This window comes from Mesorhizobium sp. WSM4983, assembly GCF_029625765.1.
Lineage (GTDB): Bacteria > Pseudomonadota > Alphaproteobacteria > Rhizobiales > Rhizobiaceae > Mesorhizobium.
Map to the genome: position 1 here is coordinate 79,118 of NZ_JARTVM010000011.1, position 15,500 is coordinate 94,617.

General features: G+C 55.8%; 10 protein-coding genes and 4 pseudogenes. 7 read left to right on the top strand and 7 right to left on the bottom strand.

Annotated features, from left to right (window positions below):
* Positions 1-166: 166 nt before the first annotated feature.
* Positions 167-631: pseudogene (locus P9254_RS24215) on the top strand (IS110 family transposase); the annotation flags it as partial.
* A gap of 484 nt (positions 632-1,115) precedes the next feature.
* On the opposite strand, the gene P9254_RS24220 reads toward P9254_RS24215, so the two are convergent.
* Positions 1,116-2,333 carry a serine hydrolase domain-containing protein gene (locus P9254_RS24220; RefSeq protein ID WP_063169320.1) on the bottom strand — a complete coding sequence of 406 codons (1,218 nt, stop codon included), beginning with the start codon at positions 2,331-2,333 and terminating at the stop codon, positions 1,116-1,118.
* Between the two features lie 447 nt (positions 2,334-2,780).
* Positions 2,781-3,074: pseudogene (locus P9254_RS24225) on the bottom strand (alanine dehydrogenase); the annotation flags it as partial.
* A gap of 449 nt (positions 3,075-3,523) precedes the next feature.
* Here P9254_RS24225 and P9254_RS24230 point away from each other — a divergent pair.
* From P9254_RS24230 to P9254_RS24245, 4 genes are all read left to right on the top strand, one after another.
* On the top strand, positions 3,524-4,366 hold the full coding sequence (locus P9254_RS24230; protein ID WP_063169318.1) for a transporter substrate-binding domain-containing protein: 843 nt from the start codon (positions 3,524-3,526) through the stop codon (positions 4,364-4,366).
* Between the two features lie 60 nt (positions 4,367-4,426).
* Positions 4,427-5,401, top strand: a complete 975-nt coding sequence (locus P9254_RS24235) for an amino acid ABC transporter permease (RefSeq protein WP_063170377.1) — start codon at positions 4,427-4,429, stop codon at positions 5,399-5,401.
* A gap of 76 nt (positions 5,402-5,477) precedes the next feature.
* A complete protein-coding gene (locus P9254_RS24240; protein WP_164548528.1) occupies positions 5,478-6,239 on the top strand; it encodes an amino acid ABC transporter ATP-binding protein in 762 nt (253 codons plus the stop codon).
* A gap of 352 nt (positions 6,240-6,591) precedes the next feature.
* Complete coding sequence (locus tag P9254_RS24245) at positions 6,592-8,931, top strand: penicillin acylase family protein (protein WP_063170375.1); 2,340 nt, start codon at positions 6,592-6,594, stop codon at positions 8,929-8,931.
* A gap of 830 nt (positions 8,932-9,761) precedes the next feature.
* Here P9254_RS24245 and P9254_RS29145 read toward each other — a convergent pair.
* From P9254_RS29145 to P9254_RS24255, 3 genes and pseudogenes are all read right to left on the bottom strand, one after another.
* Complete coding sequence (locus tag P9254_RS29145) at positions 9,762-10,205, bottom strand: MFS transporter (RefSeq protein WP_224570031.1); 444 nt, start codon at positions 10,203-10,205, stop codon at positions 9,762-9,764.
* Positions 10,106-11,097 (bottom strand): annotated as a pseudogene (locus tag P9254_RS24250) (MFS transporter). Before P9254_RS24250 ends, P9254_RS29145 begins: the two are co-directional and overlap by 100 nt.
* Positions 11,098-11,373: 276 nt before the next feature.
* Complete coding sequence (locus tag P9254_RS24255) at positions 11,374-11,529, bottom strand: hypothetical protein (RefSeq protein WP_164548527.1); 156 nt, start codon at positions 11,527-11,529, stop codon at positions 11,374-11,376.
* Between the two features lie 258 nt (positions 11,530-11,787).
* On the opposite strand from P9254_RS24255, the gene P9254_RS24260 reads away from it, so the two are divergent.
* Positions 11,788-12,963: a M24 family metallopeptidase gene (locus tag P9254_RS24260; RefSeq protein WP_063169317.1), complete on the top strand. Its 1,176-nt coding sequence runs from the start codon at positions 11,788-11,790 to the stop codon at positions 12,961-12,963.
* A 2-nt stretch (positions 12,964-12,965) separates the two neighbouring features.
* Here P9254_RS24260 and P9254_RS24265 read toward each other — a convergent pair.
* Both P9254_RS24265 and P9254_RS24270 read right to left on the bottom strand, forming a co-directional pair.
* Positions 12,966-13,597 (bottom strand): annotated as a pseudogene (locus P9254_RS24265) (IS5 family transposase).
* An 85-nt stretch (positions 13,598-13,682) separates the two neighbouring features.
* A complete protein-coding gene (locus P9254_RS24270) occupies positions 13,683-13,853 on the bottom strand; it encodes a hypothetical protein (RefSeq protein ID WP_164548526.1) in 171 nt (56 codons plus the stop codon).
* Positions 13,854-14,296: 443 nt separating this feature from the next.
* Between P9254_RS24270 and P9254_RS24275 the strand changes: the two genes are divergently transcribed.
* Positions 14,297-15,460, top strand: a complete 1,164-nt coding sequence (locus tag P9254_RS24275; protein ID WP_063169316.1) for a M20 aminoacylase family protein — start codon at positions 14,297-14,299, stop codon at positions 15,458-15,460.
* The last annotated feature ends 40 nt before the right edge of the window (positions 15,461-15,500 follow it).

Below are 15,500 nucleotides of genomic sequence, written 5' to 3' on the forward strand. Positions count from 1 at the left end.
GATGGAAGCGACTGAGCCTCGAACCGGATGGCCATCCGGTTCGAAGCAAGGCGAAGTCGCCCGACACCCCTCCGGCCACAACCGTGGGTGAGCCTGGGATCTTCGCCTTCGTCACGTACGACCGAATAGTCGCTTGGCTCCAATCGCACGCACAAGGCAGGTTACCGTGAACAAGACTATCTGTGGAGTGGATGTTTCGAAAGACTGGCTCGATACCCATGTCGTGCCGAGCGGAGCGGCGGGCCGCTTTCGCAACGATGCGGCAGGCATAGCCGAGCTTGCTGCCTGGTGTTAGGTCAATGGTGTCGAGCTCGTCGTCATGGAGGCCAGTGGCGGCTACGAACGGCTTCCCTTCCTGCTGTCGTGGGAGTTGGGAGTAGCCTGCGGCATGGCCAATGCGAGGAGCGTACGCTGATTCGCCGAGGCGATGGGCTTCCTGGAGAAGACCGACAGGATCGACGCCGCCGTCATCGCCCGCTATAGCGAGGTCAAACGGCTGCAGCCGACGCTGCCGCCGAGCGCGGCCCAGCAGCGGCTCAAGGCGCTGGTCGCCCGGCTTTCCCAGGTAACCGCCGATCTCACCGTCCAGAAGCAGCGCAAGAGCGCTGCCACTGATGCCGATACCATTGCCTGCGTATTCCGATGAAGCCGGCCACCGATTCCGATTTGAAGCCGGCCAGTCATTCCGATTTCATTCCGGCCAGCATTCCGATTTGAAGGCGGCCATTTTTCGGTCTGATCCTGGGTCTCGTTGATGTTTGGGTTGGGTTTTGTTTCAGGTCAAGCTGACGGATAAGCCCGAAAGCGGCACCATGCAAGAATACAATAGGTCCACCGGTTCCATTCTCGCAATACAAAGTCGCGACGGCCCCAATCAATATGCAATGTTCGGTGATCATTGTTTCCTCAGCAAAAGCGAGCCAGATCGGTCTGCATTATGCATATGGGAAGCGAGGCTTCTGGTATTTACTTCATAAGCGTAGCAGCGTCTACAGGCCTTTTGCGCCAATTGCCCCCTAGCCGAACGCAGGAATTCGGCGTAGGCGCCCCAGTTCTTCAACCGCGAATTTGCAGGAAATTCCTAAACAAGCGCGGTGACCGTCTAGTGCATCAAGTTACGCGCGGAGCATCCTCCCCAATGCCTGCATCTGCGGCCTTCTAATCCGATCAATGTGGTCGCAAGCGGGGTGCGACCCGAAGCGCGCAATCACCATCTCCGCCTTTGGCGCTATGTACAGGTTCTGGCCGTAAAGGCCCCGACCTTCAATAGCATCAAGCTCGTCGTGTGATACCCACCATTGGCTTCGGTATGTATAGCCGAATGGGAGGTCCGGCTTGGCGGGGTGGTCGAGATCTTGAAGGTCGTAGACAACACTCGCGGGAACCAGTTGCTTGCCATTACACGAGCCTTCACATCGCATCAGCTCGCCGAAACGCGCCAAGTCGCGCAACGTCACATTGAGTCCGCTATGCGCCCTCGGCATACCGTTTGTCGGGTCGATCTCGACATAGGCGTCTTCTTCGCAGCCCAGTGGCAACCATAAGCGCTCCTCCAACAGTTGTGCGAACGACCGGCCCGTTGCGCGCGACATAACCCAAGCCATAACATTGGTATCGACGCCTTTGTAGACAAATTTGCCGTGCGCCCCTTCCTTTCGTATGGTACGCAGGTATTCGCATCTATATGACTTGTCTACACTTGTGTAATCTTCAGTAAAAGCAACGTTAGTTTGCATGTCCATGACTTGGCGGAGCGTTGCATCTTCCCACCCTGTACCTCGTAATTCCGGCACAAACTGCGATATTGTCTTCCTGTCGTCGAGAATGCCCTCATGCACCAACGCCGCGGCTAGGGTGCCCGCATACGATTTGGTGATTGACTGACACGAATGTTGTACGTGCGGCGCGAGTGCGCCGAAGTATCGTTCGTATATGATCCGCCCCCGATGCAGGACCAAAATGCCGTCGGTGTAGGTGTCGAATAGCGCCTCCTCGAACCGGTTGGTGCGGTCGTCCATGTCGACGAACGTGAGCCCATCGATTTCGGTAGACCTGTTGCTGCACTCAAGCTGCGACGGTCCGCCCCGCCCTCGCCACACTTGGACTGTGGGCCGCAGCTCACGCATATGCGATAGCGACCAGCGAAGCTGAGGAAAGGTCCAAACAGTTTCATTCTCGAATGTTACACGCTTGTCTGGCGGCGGCGGCGCACCGCGCATCCAGCCAAATTCGCGAGGATCCGATGCACGGCCGTCCAGGTATTGCTGTCCGTCGAATTCGAGTACGCTCTCCGACGCGTTACCGACGGTTTGCCGTTGTTTGAATTCTGTCATACATGGGATCCAATTTCATGCCTAGGCGCCCCCGGCGCCAGCTGGCTATCGAGAGTTGCGACCCAACCTCGGGAGTTCGGACTGGACTAAATCACAACATGTTATGATCATAGCAGCGGCAGGCGCGCATTCTATGCGAAATGTCCTCGACAACGCAGCAAATCAGCGTTGTATTGCGGCCGGCGCATACTTGCGGCCCCGCTCTCGCGTGGCAAGTAGGACCTAACTTGCCGAACGCTTCCAGCTACAAGAGGCATGAGCCATCATGCGCAGTATGCCGAGTACATCTCGATTAAACCGGGTCCGAACGGGTTGACAATTGTAACGCGTCTCCGCTGTCCGAGCTACGATGAGTCAAAAATTCTCTGGTCTATCAACGATGTTGACCCAGAGGGATACGTGCGAACTCGCAAGGCAAGAAATCGCGAAATGGCATGGGCGACTCTGCATGTTGGCGACGCGATAGTGGATAACGCCGTCGCCTTCGTAGGTGGGCTCGGCTTGAGTCGTCGCATGCGACGTCTCGAAGCAACCGCCCTGGTCAATAGCGACGTCGACCAGCTCCGAGCCCTTCTTCATGCCGGACATCATTTCGCGGGTGACGAGCTTTGGCGCGGCAGCACCGGCGATCAGCACGGCCCCGACCACGATGTCGGCAGAGAAGCATTCTTCCTCGAGCGCCCCGACGGTTGAGTAGCGGGTGCGCACACGGCCGGCGAAGAGGTCGTCGAGATTAGGGAGGTCGAGATTAGGGAGGTCGAGATTAGGGAGAGAGAGGGGCTTGGACCGCAGTTCCCACGTGACCAGAGTCAGCCCTGCAAGGTGTAATTCAACGCGCCAGTCCAGTTTAGATCCTTCCAAACAAGACGTCTTGTGGCGATGCAATCTGCAGCCTTCGGAGTCCAGCGAGTTGGCGAGTTCGCCGACCTCTCTGAGGCCAGGGTATCCGTGCTTTGTGAAATCGCCAGAGCGATCCGGCGAAAGCCAAGGGTAGTTCGCAGGAAACCTGCATCATCGAACTCGATTTCGCTGAATGCCAACAATGCAGAGCGATAAGGTGTCGTTCGTTAAATGACGGACCGGGATGGGTCCAATCAGCAGGGAGCAATGGCGCACCGCTAAGACACTCCTCTCGGTGGCGACGAAGGTAGCTTTCAAGAAAATAAGAACGAGAAAAAAGGGAACTATAGATGAACAATCATGTAACGACGGTCGTAGTTGCAGTCTCCATGGCGGTTGCGTCGATGTCTTTGTCAGCCAAGGCTTGCGCCGGCGAAGTCCTTGATCGTGTGCTCGCGGCACAGACATTGACGGTAGCGGTCGGGTCCGACTGGGGAGCCTTGTCTCACTTGAACGACCAACATGAACTCGACGGTGATGATGTAGAGGTCGCGAAGGGCATTGCGGACTACTTGGGCGTGAAGATCAAATTCGTGACCCCGGGCTGGGATATCATTCAGGCAGGCCAGTGGGGGGGGCGTTGGGACATGGCCATGGGTCAAATGACGCCGACCAACGATCGCGCCAAAAAATTCGCCTTCCCGGCCATGTACTTCTACGAAGGCGAAGTCGCTGTCGTTCACAAGGATAGCAAAGCGACGAAGCCTTCCGACCTGGAGGGCAAGATCGTCGGCGTCCGAGCGGGAACTCTTGGCGATTTGTATGCCAATCACAAGCTCACACCGGCATGGATCGGCGCTAAGCCAATACAATATCAATTTACAGCGGGCCAAGTGAAGGCTTATCCAAGTGCTAACTCTCTTACGCTTGACGACCTGCGCCTCGGCGATGGTGTTCGTCTCGATGGCGTCATTACTGAAGGAACGACGGCGGCTGCGGCAATCAAATCTGGCTATCCATTGAAGGTTATTGGCGATCCCTTATTCTACGCCCCGGGCGCTGTCACAATCGAGCGTGGCGATAAGGAGTTTATCGACAAGGTCGCTGCCGCGGTCAAGAAGATGAAGGATGACGGCACTCTTGCTAAACTCTCGGTCAAGTGGTTCGGGGGGGATTTCAGCGTCGATAAATAACATGACACAATCGTGGGCGTCCCCTTCCCGGGGGCGCCTCTTCTTAGGAAGAAAATGCTTATGCTTTACCACGATACAGTTGAATCTGAGGTGCTCGTCCACAAGCCATGGTTTATCGGCTGCATATTTGCAATTGTGCTCGCGGTTTTTCTTATCTTCAACGTAGCGGGCACCACGATGGGCGAACTCCTACGGCCCGTGATTGGCGATCACGCACAAGTGAAGTTTTACAGTCGCATTGCGATCGCTTTTGTAATTGCCGCAATGTTCTGCCTCAACCTCGTGCTGATTGGTTTTGTCCCGCTCAAAATCCAAATCGGGATCGTATGGTTTGAGTTGGTGCTACTGTTCCTTTCGCTCTTCGCGGCATTTGACTTAAGCATGCCATTTATTTGGGCAAACCTGCCATTTCTAATTACGCAGGGGGTAGTTACTACAGTTTACGTATCAGCGATGTCACTGCTATTTGCGTCGGCTATCGCAATAATCGGCGCGATTGCGAAACTGTCAAGCAACGGCATGGCTTACGCGATAGTCAGCTTCTACACTTCATGCTTCCGGGGTCTGCCGCTTCTCATGCAGGTTTATCTGATCTACATGGGCTTGCCCCAGGTAGGTTACGTTATTAATGCCGTGCCTGCAGGCGTGTTGGCGCTTTCGCTATGCAGTGGTGCCTACATGACGGAGATCTTCCGTTCGGGCATAGCCAGCATCGATCGCGGCCAGTGGGAGGCATCCCGGTCATTAGGTTTCGGCTTTGCGCTCACAATGCGCAGAATCATTCTGCCGCAAGCGCTTCCGGTTATCATTCCCCCGATGGGAAACACGTTCATCTCAATGCTCAAAGACAGCTCTCTCGTTTCGGTTCTTGGCGTTTGGGAGCTGACGTATCTAGCTCACTCACTCGGCCAGCCAACCTTCCATACTATGGAGATGCTAGTAACAGCGGCAATGATTTATTGGATTTTATCCGCCTGCCTGGAACTGGTCCAATCCCGGATCGAGGACCATTTTGCCAGAAGTAAGAAGCGATGATCGTGAATTCATTGGTCAAGCTAAAAAAGACGTCTAAGTTGGTTCGGCCATTTTCAAGGCACTTACAGATGCGCCAATGAACAAGAGAGATGCAATATTGAGCGACGAAGTCATCGAAGCTAAGAATGTATCCAAATGGTATGGTGCCTTCAGAGCACTAACTGACATCAACCTAACCGTCCGCAAGGGCGAACGTATCGTCATCTGTGGGCCCTCAGGCTCGGGAAAGTCGACGCTGATCCGTTGCGTCAATCGGCTCGAAGCGCACCAGGATGGCGAGATTACCGTCACTGGGATTAGGTTACATAACAAAATGCGCAACGTAGCTGAAGTTCGCAAAAGCGTCGGCATGGTTTTTCAGCACTTTAATCTTTTCCCGCACATGACCGTGCTGATGAACTGTATGGCGGCGCCGATGTGGATAAAGGGCGTTCCAGAGGGTGAGGCTAGAAAGATCGCGCTTAAATTCCTAGAGCGCGTGCGCATTCCCGAACAGGCGAACAAATATCCGGCTCAGCTCTCCGGGGGACAGCAGCAGCGCGTCGCAATTGCCCGGTCCCTCTGTATGGAGCCTGCAGTCATGCTCTTCGATGAGCCGACCTCCTCGCTCGATCCAGAGATGGTCGCTGAAGTGCTCGAGACTGTGACCGGACTCGCACGCGACGGCATGACCATGGTATGCGTCACCCACGAGATGGGCTTTGCGCGCGCCGTGGCCGATCGAGTAATCTTCATGGATCGAGGTGAGATCGTCGAAGAGGGTACACCGCACGACTTCTTCAGAAACCCGCAGCACGAAAGAACGAAATTGTTTCTCAGCCAGATCTTGTCGCATTGAGGGAGCCATCCTTCAACGAGGCCGTTCGACCGAGTTACTGTGTATCGAATGCGTTGCCTCAGGCCAGCGAGACAACATGTGCGGATATTGTATTCGTACGTATTGGCTGACATACATCAGAGCGTTCTCGGCAAGCGCCTCGTTCCCGGAAGCGCGAGAGTAGGATCCCGCTGAGCTTGTGCGCAGCCCACCGTGCCAGTTCGCGTCCAGGCGCGCTGAGGATTGGCTCGCCACACATGATCAGGTTGCAAGAGTGCGGCCTCAACCCTCTGCCCGCAACCGACCACAATCTGCAGACGTCGTCCTCTGGCAGATTCCCGACCATCTTTGGGTGAACCAAACGGATCAACACATGTTAAAGAACATAACCTTCGACCGCCACAGCTCCGACAAGCTTAAGAGTGAGGTCACGATCGACATTGATAAATGGGGGGTTCCTCATATCAAGGCTCAGAACTTGCACGACCTATTTTTCGCGCAGGGTTGGAATGCAGCTCGAGACCGCCTCTGGCAAATTGATATTGCGCGCAAACGAGGTCTCGGTCTCCTGTCACGAGACTTTGGCCCCGGATATTTGGAGCAGGATCGGGCGGCGCGTCTCTTTTTATTTCGCGGAGCCATGAGTGCAGAATGGCAGGCGTACGGCCCGGATTCCGAAGAGATATGCTCAGCGTTTGCCGAGGGGATCAATTCCTACGTAGACAGTTGCCATGACGGTTTGATTGCCTTGCCACCCGAGTTTGGCCTCCTCGGTCACACTCCCGACTATTGGAAACCCGAAGACGTCGTTCGCGTGCGAACGCACTCACTAACCCGAAATGCGATTTCGGAGCTTCTGCGCTGCAGGGTGATGGCATTGGCAGGTGTGGAACGAGGTACCCGCCTCGACAGGTTGAGACAAGAATTGTCACCTCCGATAGCGCCACGACCAGCGGAGGGCCTTGACCTCGCCTTTATGACAGATCGAGTACTGCAGGATTTTCGCTTGGCAATCTGTCCCGTCTCATTCTCGAGGGAAAGACTTGCAGCAAGTCTTCAGGAAGCTGACCGTTGGACCCGCGTAACACCGAGTGATGAGATCATGCAGACGGTGTTCCAAGAGGGCTCAAACAACTGGGCCATATCCGCAACAAAAACCACAACGGAGCGACCAATCCTTGCTCTAGACCCGCATCGCAAGCACGTCCTTCCGTCCATCAGGTATCTTGTACACCTGAGTATGCCCGGGCTCGATGTAATTGGCGCTGGAGAGCCTATGATCCCAGGAATCTCCATGGGTCACAACGGGACAGCCGCCTTTGGTCTGACTATTTTCGGCGCTGACCAAGAAGATATTTATGTTTACGAAACCAAGAGTGAGGGAAATAAATACTTATATAAAGGGGCCTGGGAGCAGGTGAAGACTATACACGAGAAAATTCCAGTTCGCGCCCACACCGACCAGGAGGTAAAGCTTCAGTTCACACGCCATGGACCCATTTTAAACCAAAATGCTGAAAAAGACCGCGCCTTCGCACTGAGAACCGTATGGATGGATCCCGGCATGGCACCTTACATGGCCAGCTTGGCCGTAATGCGCTCTAAGACATTTTCAGAATACACCTCCAGTCTAGCAAACTGGGGTTGTCCTTCAGTTAATCACATCTATGCGGACACGTCGAATGTAATTGCGTGGAAACCGTCAGGTGCGGCTCCGGTCCGAAGAAATTGGGACGGCCTGCTTCCGGTTCCAGGAGACGGTCGGTTCGAATGGGAAGGGTATTTGTCACCGGACGATGGGCCGTTCGAGATGAACCCCGCCAAAGGTTTTGTCGCCACTGCCAACGCAATGAATGTTCCGGAGGAATGGAGTAGATCGCATCCTGCTTTTGGCTACGAGTGGTCTGACAGCAGCAGACATGATACCCTTCATACAACTCTCTCACGATCAGAGAAGATCTCGTTGCGGGACTGCATGTCGCTGCAATGTTCGGTGTATTCGCCGATAGCAGTTCGTATTCTTGCGAAACTAGACACTCTTCTCGGTTCGGTTGCAAACATGCCTGCGTTGCACTTATTTTCTAACTGGGACCGGCATTTGGATGCGAGTTCGCCAGCCGCCGCGTTCTTTGAGATTTGGCTTAGCAAACACCTTGGCCCGACAGTAGCTCGCTTAGAAAGCGCTGACGATGAAGTGTTGGCACTGCTCGTGCCTTTACAGCCTTCGGCCATAGCCTCTTGGCTCGAACAGGCAGAGCCTAGTGAAAAGTTGAAGCATTCCATAATGGAATCCCTAACTTCTGCCTGGAGTGAATGCATATGTCGATTTGGCGACGATTCTGCCTCATGGGCATGGGGCAGTATACATAAGCTTGATTTGCGCCACCCTCTGCAGGCACTGACGTCTGAACAATGGTCGTTGGGCGCCATAGCCCTCGGCGGAAGTAGCTCAACGCTCAATTTTTCGAGTTACCGAAGCGGCCAATTCTCTGTTTCAGAAGGACCGTCAGTGCGGATAATCATGGACGTTGGGTCATGGGATGACAGTCTCTTTATTAACAATCCAGGTCAGTCGGGTGTTCCGATCTCAAGTCATTATCGTGACCTCAATCACGATTGGCAACGGGGCGAATACAAGCCCTTGTTATATTCAGAGGAGTCCATACGGAGGGAGCTCGAACATAGGGTCGTCCTGTCTCCCGCTGACTGTTGAGGATGCGACAGTATAGGCCGCTTACCATTGTAGCAGGAACATATCGGTCGAACTCACCTGGCGGCAAGGTGAGGATCGACACTTTAGCGCCCGCCGGCCGACTTTGATATTGACAGCGGAACGCCCGGCCGGAATCTGGATGCGCTTGTGGGGCAATGATCCCGCTGGTGTGCGGCGACCACCCCTGATCGTCACGAGCAGGGCCGTCGCGGCCTCCAATAATGTTGCAGGAGACTTAGAAGCGGGATGTCCCGCATTGGCAATTGCTCTGCCTTGGGGCCATAGGGAAGAGGGGTAAGGTGCTGGCCCGACCACCGGAGAGCGCGTCTGTTACTACAAGGCTCGATCGCGGCCGCATCACGGCCCTCGGCGGCTGCCGATAACGCGCGCTTCGGGCGCTACCAGTACGCATTGGCGATAATCGCATCTGCTGTAGGAGAGCACTTGATTCGAGACTGACAGTGCGACGGTCAACAGGGTTCGCTATCATTGTCGAGCCGAGTTCAAGAATGGACACATACCTCAGGGAGGACCTTTCAGGGGGCAGACCATTGTCTGTCTCCTCATCCGAGAAACAAGCTAACCTCGCAGAGAGTGGCATCAGGGCAACACGTCATTGTCCTTCGATGCGACTGAATATCGACGACTTCAACGCGGCTTGCCGCCTTCGCGTATAGCCGCAGGACCTTGAATGCCGGGAACCAGCCGAGAAATGTTGGCGGTGGGTGAGCGCCTTTCATTTTTCAAGTCCGCTACATTCTGTCTGTCATATACCCGAAGGCGGCGATGCTTGTTGCCCGCCCGATGTGGTTAGCAGTTGACGTGCCTTCTTATGTATCTTCATTCAGCCTGCGGTGGCACGCTGGCCGTTTCGTTGAATGGCGGGGGAAAAAAGGCGTTGATGACTCAGGCTTGCGTGGAGCACTCGTGGGGCGCTCGATTGACAATGTTATTCGTGGAGAATGCTTTCCTTTGTGGAGGAGGATGATTCTCTCGTCCAGTTCCTTGTCGGCCTCGGTAAGGCGATGATTCAGGCGAAGGTAGTCGGTCCAGGTCGGCGTACGGAATGTCTCCGTCCATAGCACAGGCTCCTGAAGGTTGCGCTGGAGAGTCCAGTGCCGAGCACCAACGCGACTCTGTACATGCCGGCACCCGCGCATGGCGAGGAATTCTTCTAGATTTTCCACGAGTATGAGGTACTCGACTTTGACCACGATGGGGCCGCTTCTCGGCTTGAGACTGAGGGCGACTGCCGGCGCGTCGAATTCCTCCAAAGGGTCGGGCTCGGCCTCGCGACCCTCGCGAAGGGGAAACAGGACGCCGCTCGCAATGGAAGAGGCAGTGCCAGAAAAAGGGAGCACGCCGCACAGGCGACGCATGCCAGCGTCATTAGTTGCTCTTCTGACAAGCTCCGTCTTAATAGGCTGTTGGCGACGCCAGCCATGACGGCGCCTGTGCCGAAGCCGGCGATGATGGTGCCATAGGCGAGCGGTCCTTCGCCCAGCTGATCGCGGACAACCAATGGCAGCAGTGCGAGTATGGCGATGCCCGACAGGCCAAAGAAGGTTCCGCGGGCGATCGCCGTCTTGATTTCCGATGACATCGCTGTGAAGCGCAGCCTGTCATAGATGGCCGTCCTCATTGACTCACGTGGGAGAAGTGAGGAGCGAACCTTCCATTTGCATCGCCATATGGTGACCAAAGGGATCATATAGGTGAGTGTAAACATAGCGAAAGCCGTCATAAGTCCGAACGACGCAATCATGATGCCGCGAGCGCCGGTCCCACGGTCCGTGCAGTGTTGAAGCCAATGGAGAGGAGGGTGACGGCAGCGGGAACTTCGCGTCGGTCCACAATATCGCCAACAGAAGCCTGCCAGGCGGTATCGTTGAGCGCGGCACCACTTGCGATCAAGAAGCTGAAGCCGAAGATCATCCACGGGGCGATAAAGCCCAGCACCACTGAAGCCGTAGCATCGCGGATGCTATTACCATTAGGCATCGGCCGGCGAACATGACTCTTCGACGGCTGAAGTTGTCGGCGAGAACCCCTAGCGAAAATGGACAAAATGAAAGCGGGCAGGTTAGACGAAGCCTGCTCGAGCGCAACCATCAGATCGGAGGTCGGAACCGTTGCCATTAGCCAGCTGATAGCAACGGTCTGCATCAGCCAGCCAAGGGAAGAGACTTGAGAGGCTAAACCAGATTGAGCGAAATGTCGTATTCCTGAGCGGCGCAAACGTCTTCGGCGAAACTACATCCGCATCTGCGCCCGCCGCTTTGCTCATTGCTCCGACCGATTCGGTTCCGCCAAGCTTAACCACTTCGCGCGACACGATCCTCTTACACGTCGGATGCGCCAAATGCAGTCTTTGTATTAGTGTCATCTGGTAGCGAGATGCGGAGGTGGCGGCGGAGAGCCGTCGCTGGTGTCGCAGCGGCCTTACATCAGTGCAAACATGCTGTTGCGTGGCGCCGGCACAGTTCCCCCGGCGTCGGCGGCTTCGCCGGCAAGAATGCGAAGGCGCGCCGACTCGCTGCCAAGCTCAAGGTCGTCAGCATGGTTCTTCTGGCCGAGGCTGACGAGCTTGCCGAGCAACTCGGCGCCTTTGTCGGCGATCCTCTGGCGAGAACAAAGCTGTCGGAGACCAGCGTTGCCTGCATTGAGCGGCCGATGAAGGCACTATGCGCATCTCGCTGCGAGATGCAGCCGATATAAAAACAGCATTTGACGCTAGCCGCCAGGAAAGGGGATTGTCACCCCGCATGAGCCGGCGAAGCTTTTGTTCAATTTCGAACATGGACGCGATCGCGCGTTTTGCGCAACCAAACCACGACACACTGATTGAGGTGAGATATGGCGACGACACGCTCCGCAATTCCTCTGACTGGTGTACCGTTTCCGATATCAGAGTATGAGCGCCGGCAAAACAATGTGCTGGATGCGGTTGCTACGGCAGGCTTGGACGCAATCGTAGTAACGGCGCACGGCCACTTGAAGTATCTCAGCGGCTACGATGGGAGCGGTGGATATTTCGCGCCTTTCCCTCTTATTCTGATGCCGGGTCGGGTCCCGATATTTGTTGTCCGAGAATATGACGAGCAGGCAGTACGTTCATATAGCTGCATCGAGGAAATTGAAACCTATACACATCAGCCTGATTTTGGCAGGGTCTGCGCCGATGTATTGCGTCGACTCGGACTGGACAATAAGCGAGTCGGTTTCGAGCTTGGCTGCTGGAATCTCGCGCCCGCCGACGTGCGCGCAGTCCAAGACCAGCTCCCGGATCTGAAGATTACTGACGTCACCCGACTGGTCTCGTCAGTGTCAGCAGTGAAAGGAGAACTTGAGTTGGCGTGTATGCGCGATGCTGTTCGACTCACTGACGTGGCAATTCGAACCTTTCAGCAATCGCTTCGTCCCGGCATTACGGAGATCGAAATGGCAGCGGCCCTAGCTGCGGCGGTAACAAACGACCCCAGCAACGCCGCTGGGGATATCGGGCTTGCGCCGGGTACCATTTTGTTTGGAGAGCGAGTGAAGTTGCCCCATGCGCCAGCGACCCATCATCCTCTCAGCAACAACGAACCTGCCTTTCTGGAGATAGGGGCTTCGAAACACGGGTATACAGTGGGAATGGTTCGATGCGCAGTCCTTGGCAAACATCCCGAAACCGAATCTTTGCACGGCTTGGCTGAAGAGGTCATTGCGGCCCTTGTCTCCTCGATTCGACCAGGTGCTACGCCGGCGGACGTTCACGCTGCTGGGGGCGAGGTGTTGAAGCGATCTGGACGCAAGGGCGTCTTCCGCCAACGAACAGGATACCAAACTGGCATCAATTGGACTGAGCGCGGCGACCTAAGCCTGGAGCCCGATGTAAATGAACCACTCCGAGCTGGCATGACCCTGCACATGCCAAACATTTTGTGCAGCGAAAGTGGCTACCTATTTGGTGCCGGCGCACACGTGCTCGTGACAGAGCGCGGCGCGGAACTCCTGAGCGAAATCCCGCCAACACTTTATCGGGCGTGATGCTAGGCGGCGTGGACAAATTTGAGCCAGTATCTGGCGGTGGCTAGGTAGACCATTCCGAGGAAGCTATTGGCCAATTGATCGTAGCGGGTGGCAATGGCCCGGTTGATTTTGAGGTGGCCGAACATGCGCTCGATTCGGTTCCGCTGCTTGTAGAGCGCCCGGTCATACTCGATCTTCACGCGGCGGTTTGATCGGCCGGGTATGACGGGTTTAATCTTCCGCTCGGCGAGATCGGCGCGAATGGTATCGGCATCGTAGCCCTTGTCCGCAAGGAAGGCGTCCGGTGCACGAGTCCCCCTTTTCCGCCCGCTGCCGAGACATGGGCGCGAACTGTGGTGCTGTCGATGCTGTAGTGGCCGCTGTCCGCCATGACCTCGGCGAGCATTACCGCCACGGTCTCCCAGACCCCGGCCTCGCTCCAGCGTCGGAACCGACGATAGATGGTGTTCCAACTGCCGTATTTGGGCGGGACATCCCGCCATGGAGCGCCGCAGCGGAGCCGCCAGAGAATGCCGTTGATGATCGAACGATTCTGCTTGGGAGGTCTACCTCGGCCGCGTTTGTCAGGGTCGATGGGCAGCAAGCCCTTGAGAACACGCCATTCTGCTTCGGTGAGATCGCCCCTGCTCAAACCTGCCTCCAAAAAGCAGCCTTGAATCAATCCTCTTGGGCTACGTCAATCGCATCGACGTCCGAAATTCCGTAAGGCGGATATACTATTCCGCCAAGGTGATGGACAGTTCGAGAGGGCTGTCGCTATCCGCGAAAAATCGGCTGCCATCCTCAAACTCGATCACCACCTCTCCATCGCGGTGGCGCATGACACGGCGAACAACCTTGCCAATCAGCATCGACGTAGCTCGTTCGCTCTCTTCTTCCAGTGTCATTCCCAATGCTAACAACCCGATCGCAGGAAAGCGACCCTGCTAACATCGAATTTGTCCACGCCGCCTAGGGTCTGCGGTTTGCGGATTGAGTGGCAAAGCGCATGCAGTCCTGGAAAGTAGGTCGTGGGAGGGGGAGGAGTGTCGCGATGGTGACAGCTCTTCCTACTCAGACCTTTGCCATTGGCCGTTGCCAGCAGAGCCAGAGTTTATGATTGCCAGCACTTCGCAGCTGGTCCTCTAAGGCCGAAGCTTATCCATTTGAGGGCAAACGGCTTGTTATCGGGTCGCAGTCGCCGGCGCCAACACCGAGGCCTGAACGCGGGGCTATCTCGGTTCTAGATGGTTACGATATCCAAACTGCATTTGACGAAAACACCGGTGGCATCGATCATTAATTACGCACCGGCGCCTGATCCAAATTACTCAAATGCGGGAACGTGCCTATGGTTGGCGTTGACAGGTTCAAGGAGATCGAGATCGAAGCGATGACTTGGCGCCGGTACCTGCACGAGAATCCGGAGCTTGACTATCGGGTGAATGACACAGCGGCATTTGTGGCGGAAAAGCTGGCTTCCTTCGGGATTAACCACATCGAGTGCAGGATAGCTGAAACCGGCGTGGTTGCGTTGATCCAAGGTCAACTCGGAGATGGGCCCACTATCGGGTTGCGGGCCGACATGGACGCTCTGCCTATACTCGAAGCTTCAGGCAAACCTTGGACGTCGAAAAGGTCCGGACAGATGCACGCGTGTGGTCACGACGGGCATACTGCAATGCTCCTTGGCGCCGCGAAATACCTCGCCGCGACCCGGAACTTCAAAGGGTCCGTTGCCCTGATCTTCCAACCTGCCGAGGAAGATGGCCGCGGCGGCCAAAGAATGGTCCAGGAGGGGATCATGGACCGTTTCGGGATATCTCAGGTCTTTGGCATGCACAATTGGCCAGGCATGGAGGTTGGTGCGTTCGGCATTTGCGAAGGTTCGATTTTTGCCGCGCTCGACGAGTTCGATATTGTGGTCAAAGGCAGAGGGGGTCACGCGGCCGCTCCCCATCTGACAATTGACCCCGTCGTTGTTGCAGCTCAGATCATTTTAGGCTTGCAGACACTAGTCTCACGCAACACGGACCCCACCGAGTCCCTGGTGATCTCCGTCACAAAGCTGAACGCCGGACAAGCTTACAACATCATTCCCGAACGCGCGGAGATTGCCGGAACAGTCAGGACACTGTCACCGATTTTGCGCGACTTCGCTGAAAAACAGATTGAGGCGTGCGCGGAAAATATTGCACGCGCTTCCGGGGCGAAGGTCGAGTTTCAGCATCGCCGCCTGGAGCCCCTCACTGTCAATCATCCCGATCAAACGCGTCGGGCAACAGAGGTGGCGCGTGCTCTGGTCGGCCATTCATCGGTGAACCCCAAAGTCAAACCTAGTTTGGGGTCAGAGGACTTCGCGTACATGCTAGAGGCGCGGCCGGGGGCATGTATACTGCTTGGAAATGGATCGACTGCTGCTCTCCATAATCCAACCTACGACTTTAACGATGAAGCACTGCCATACGGCATTGGATACTGGGTCAACTTGGCCGAGGCTGCTCTAGCACCATGACATTGTCCAAGCAAAACAACCTTGGCTAATCAAGGCTGAG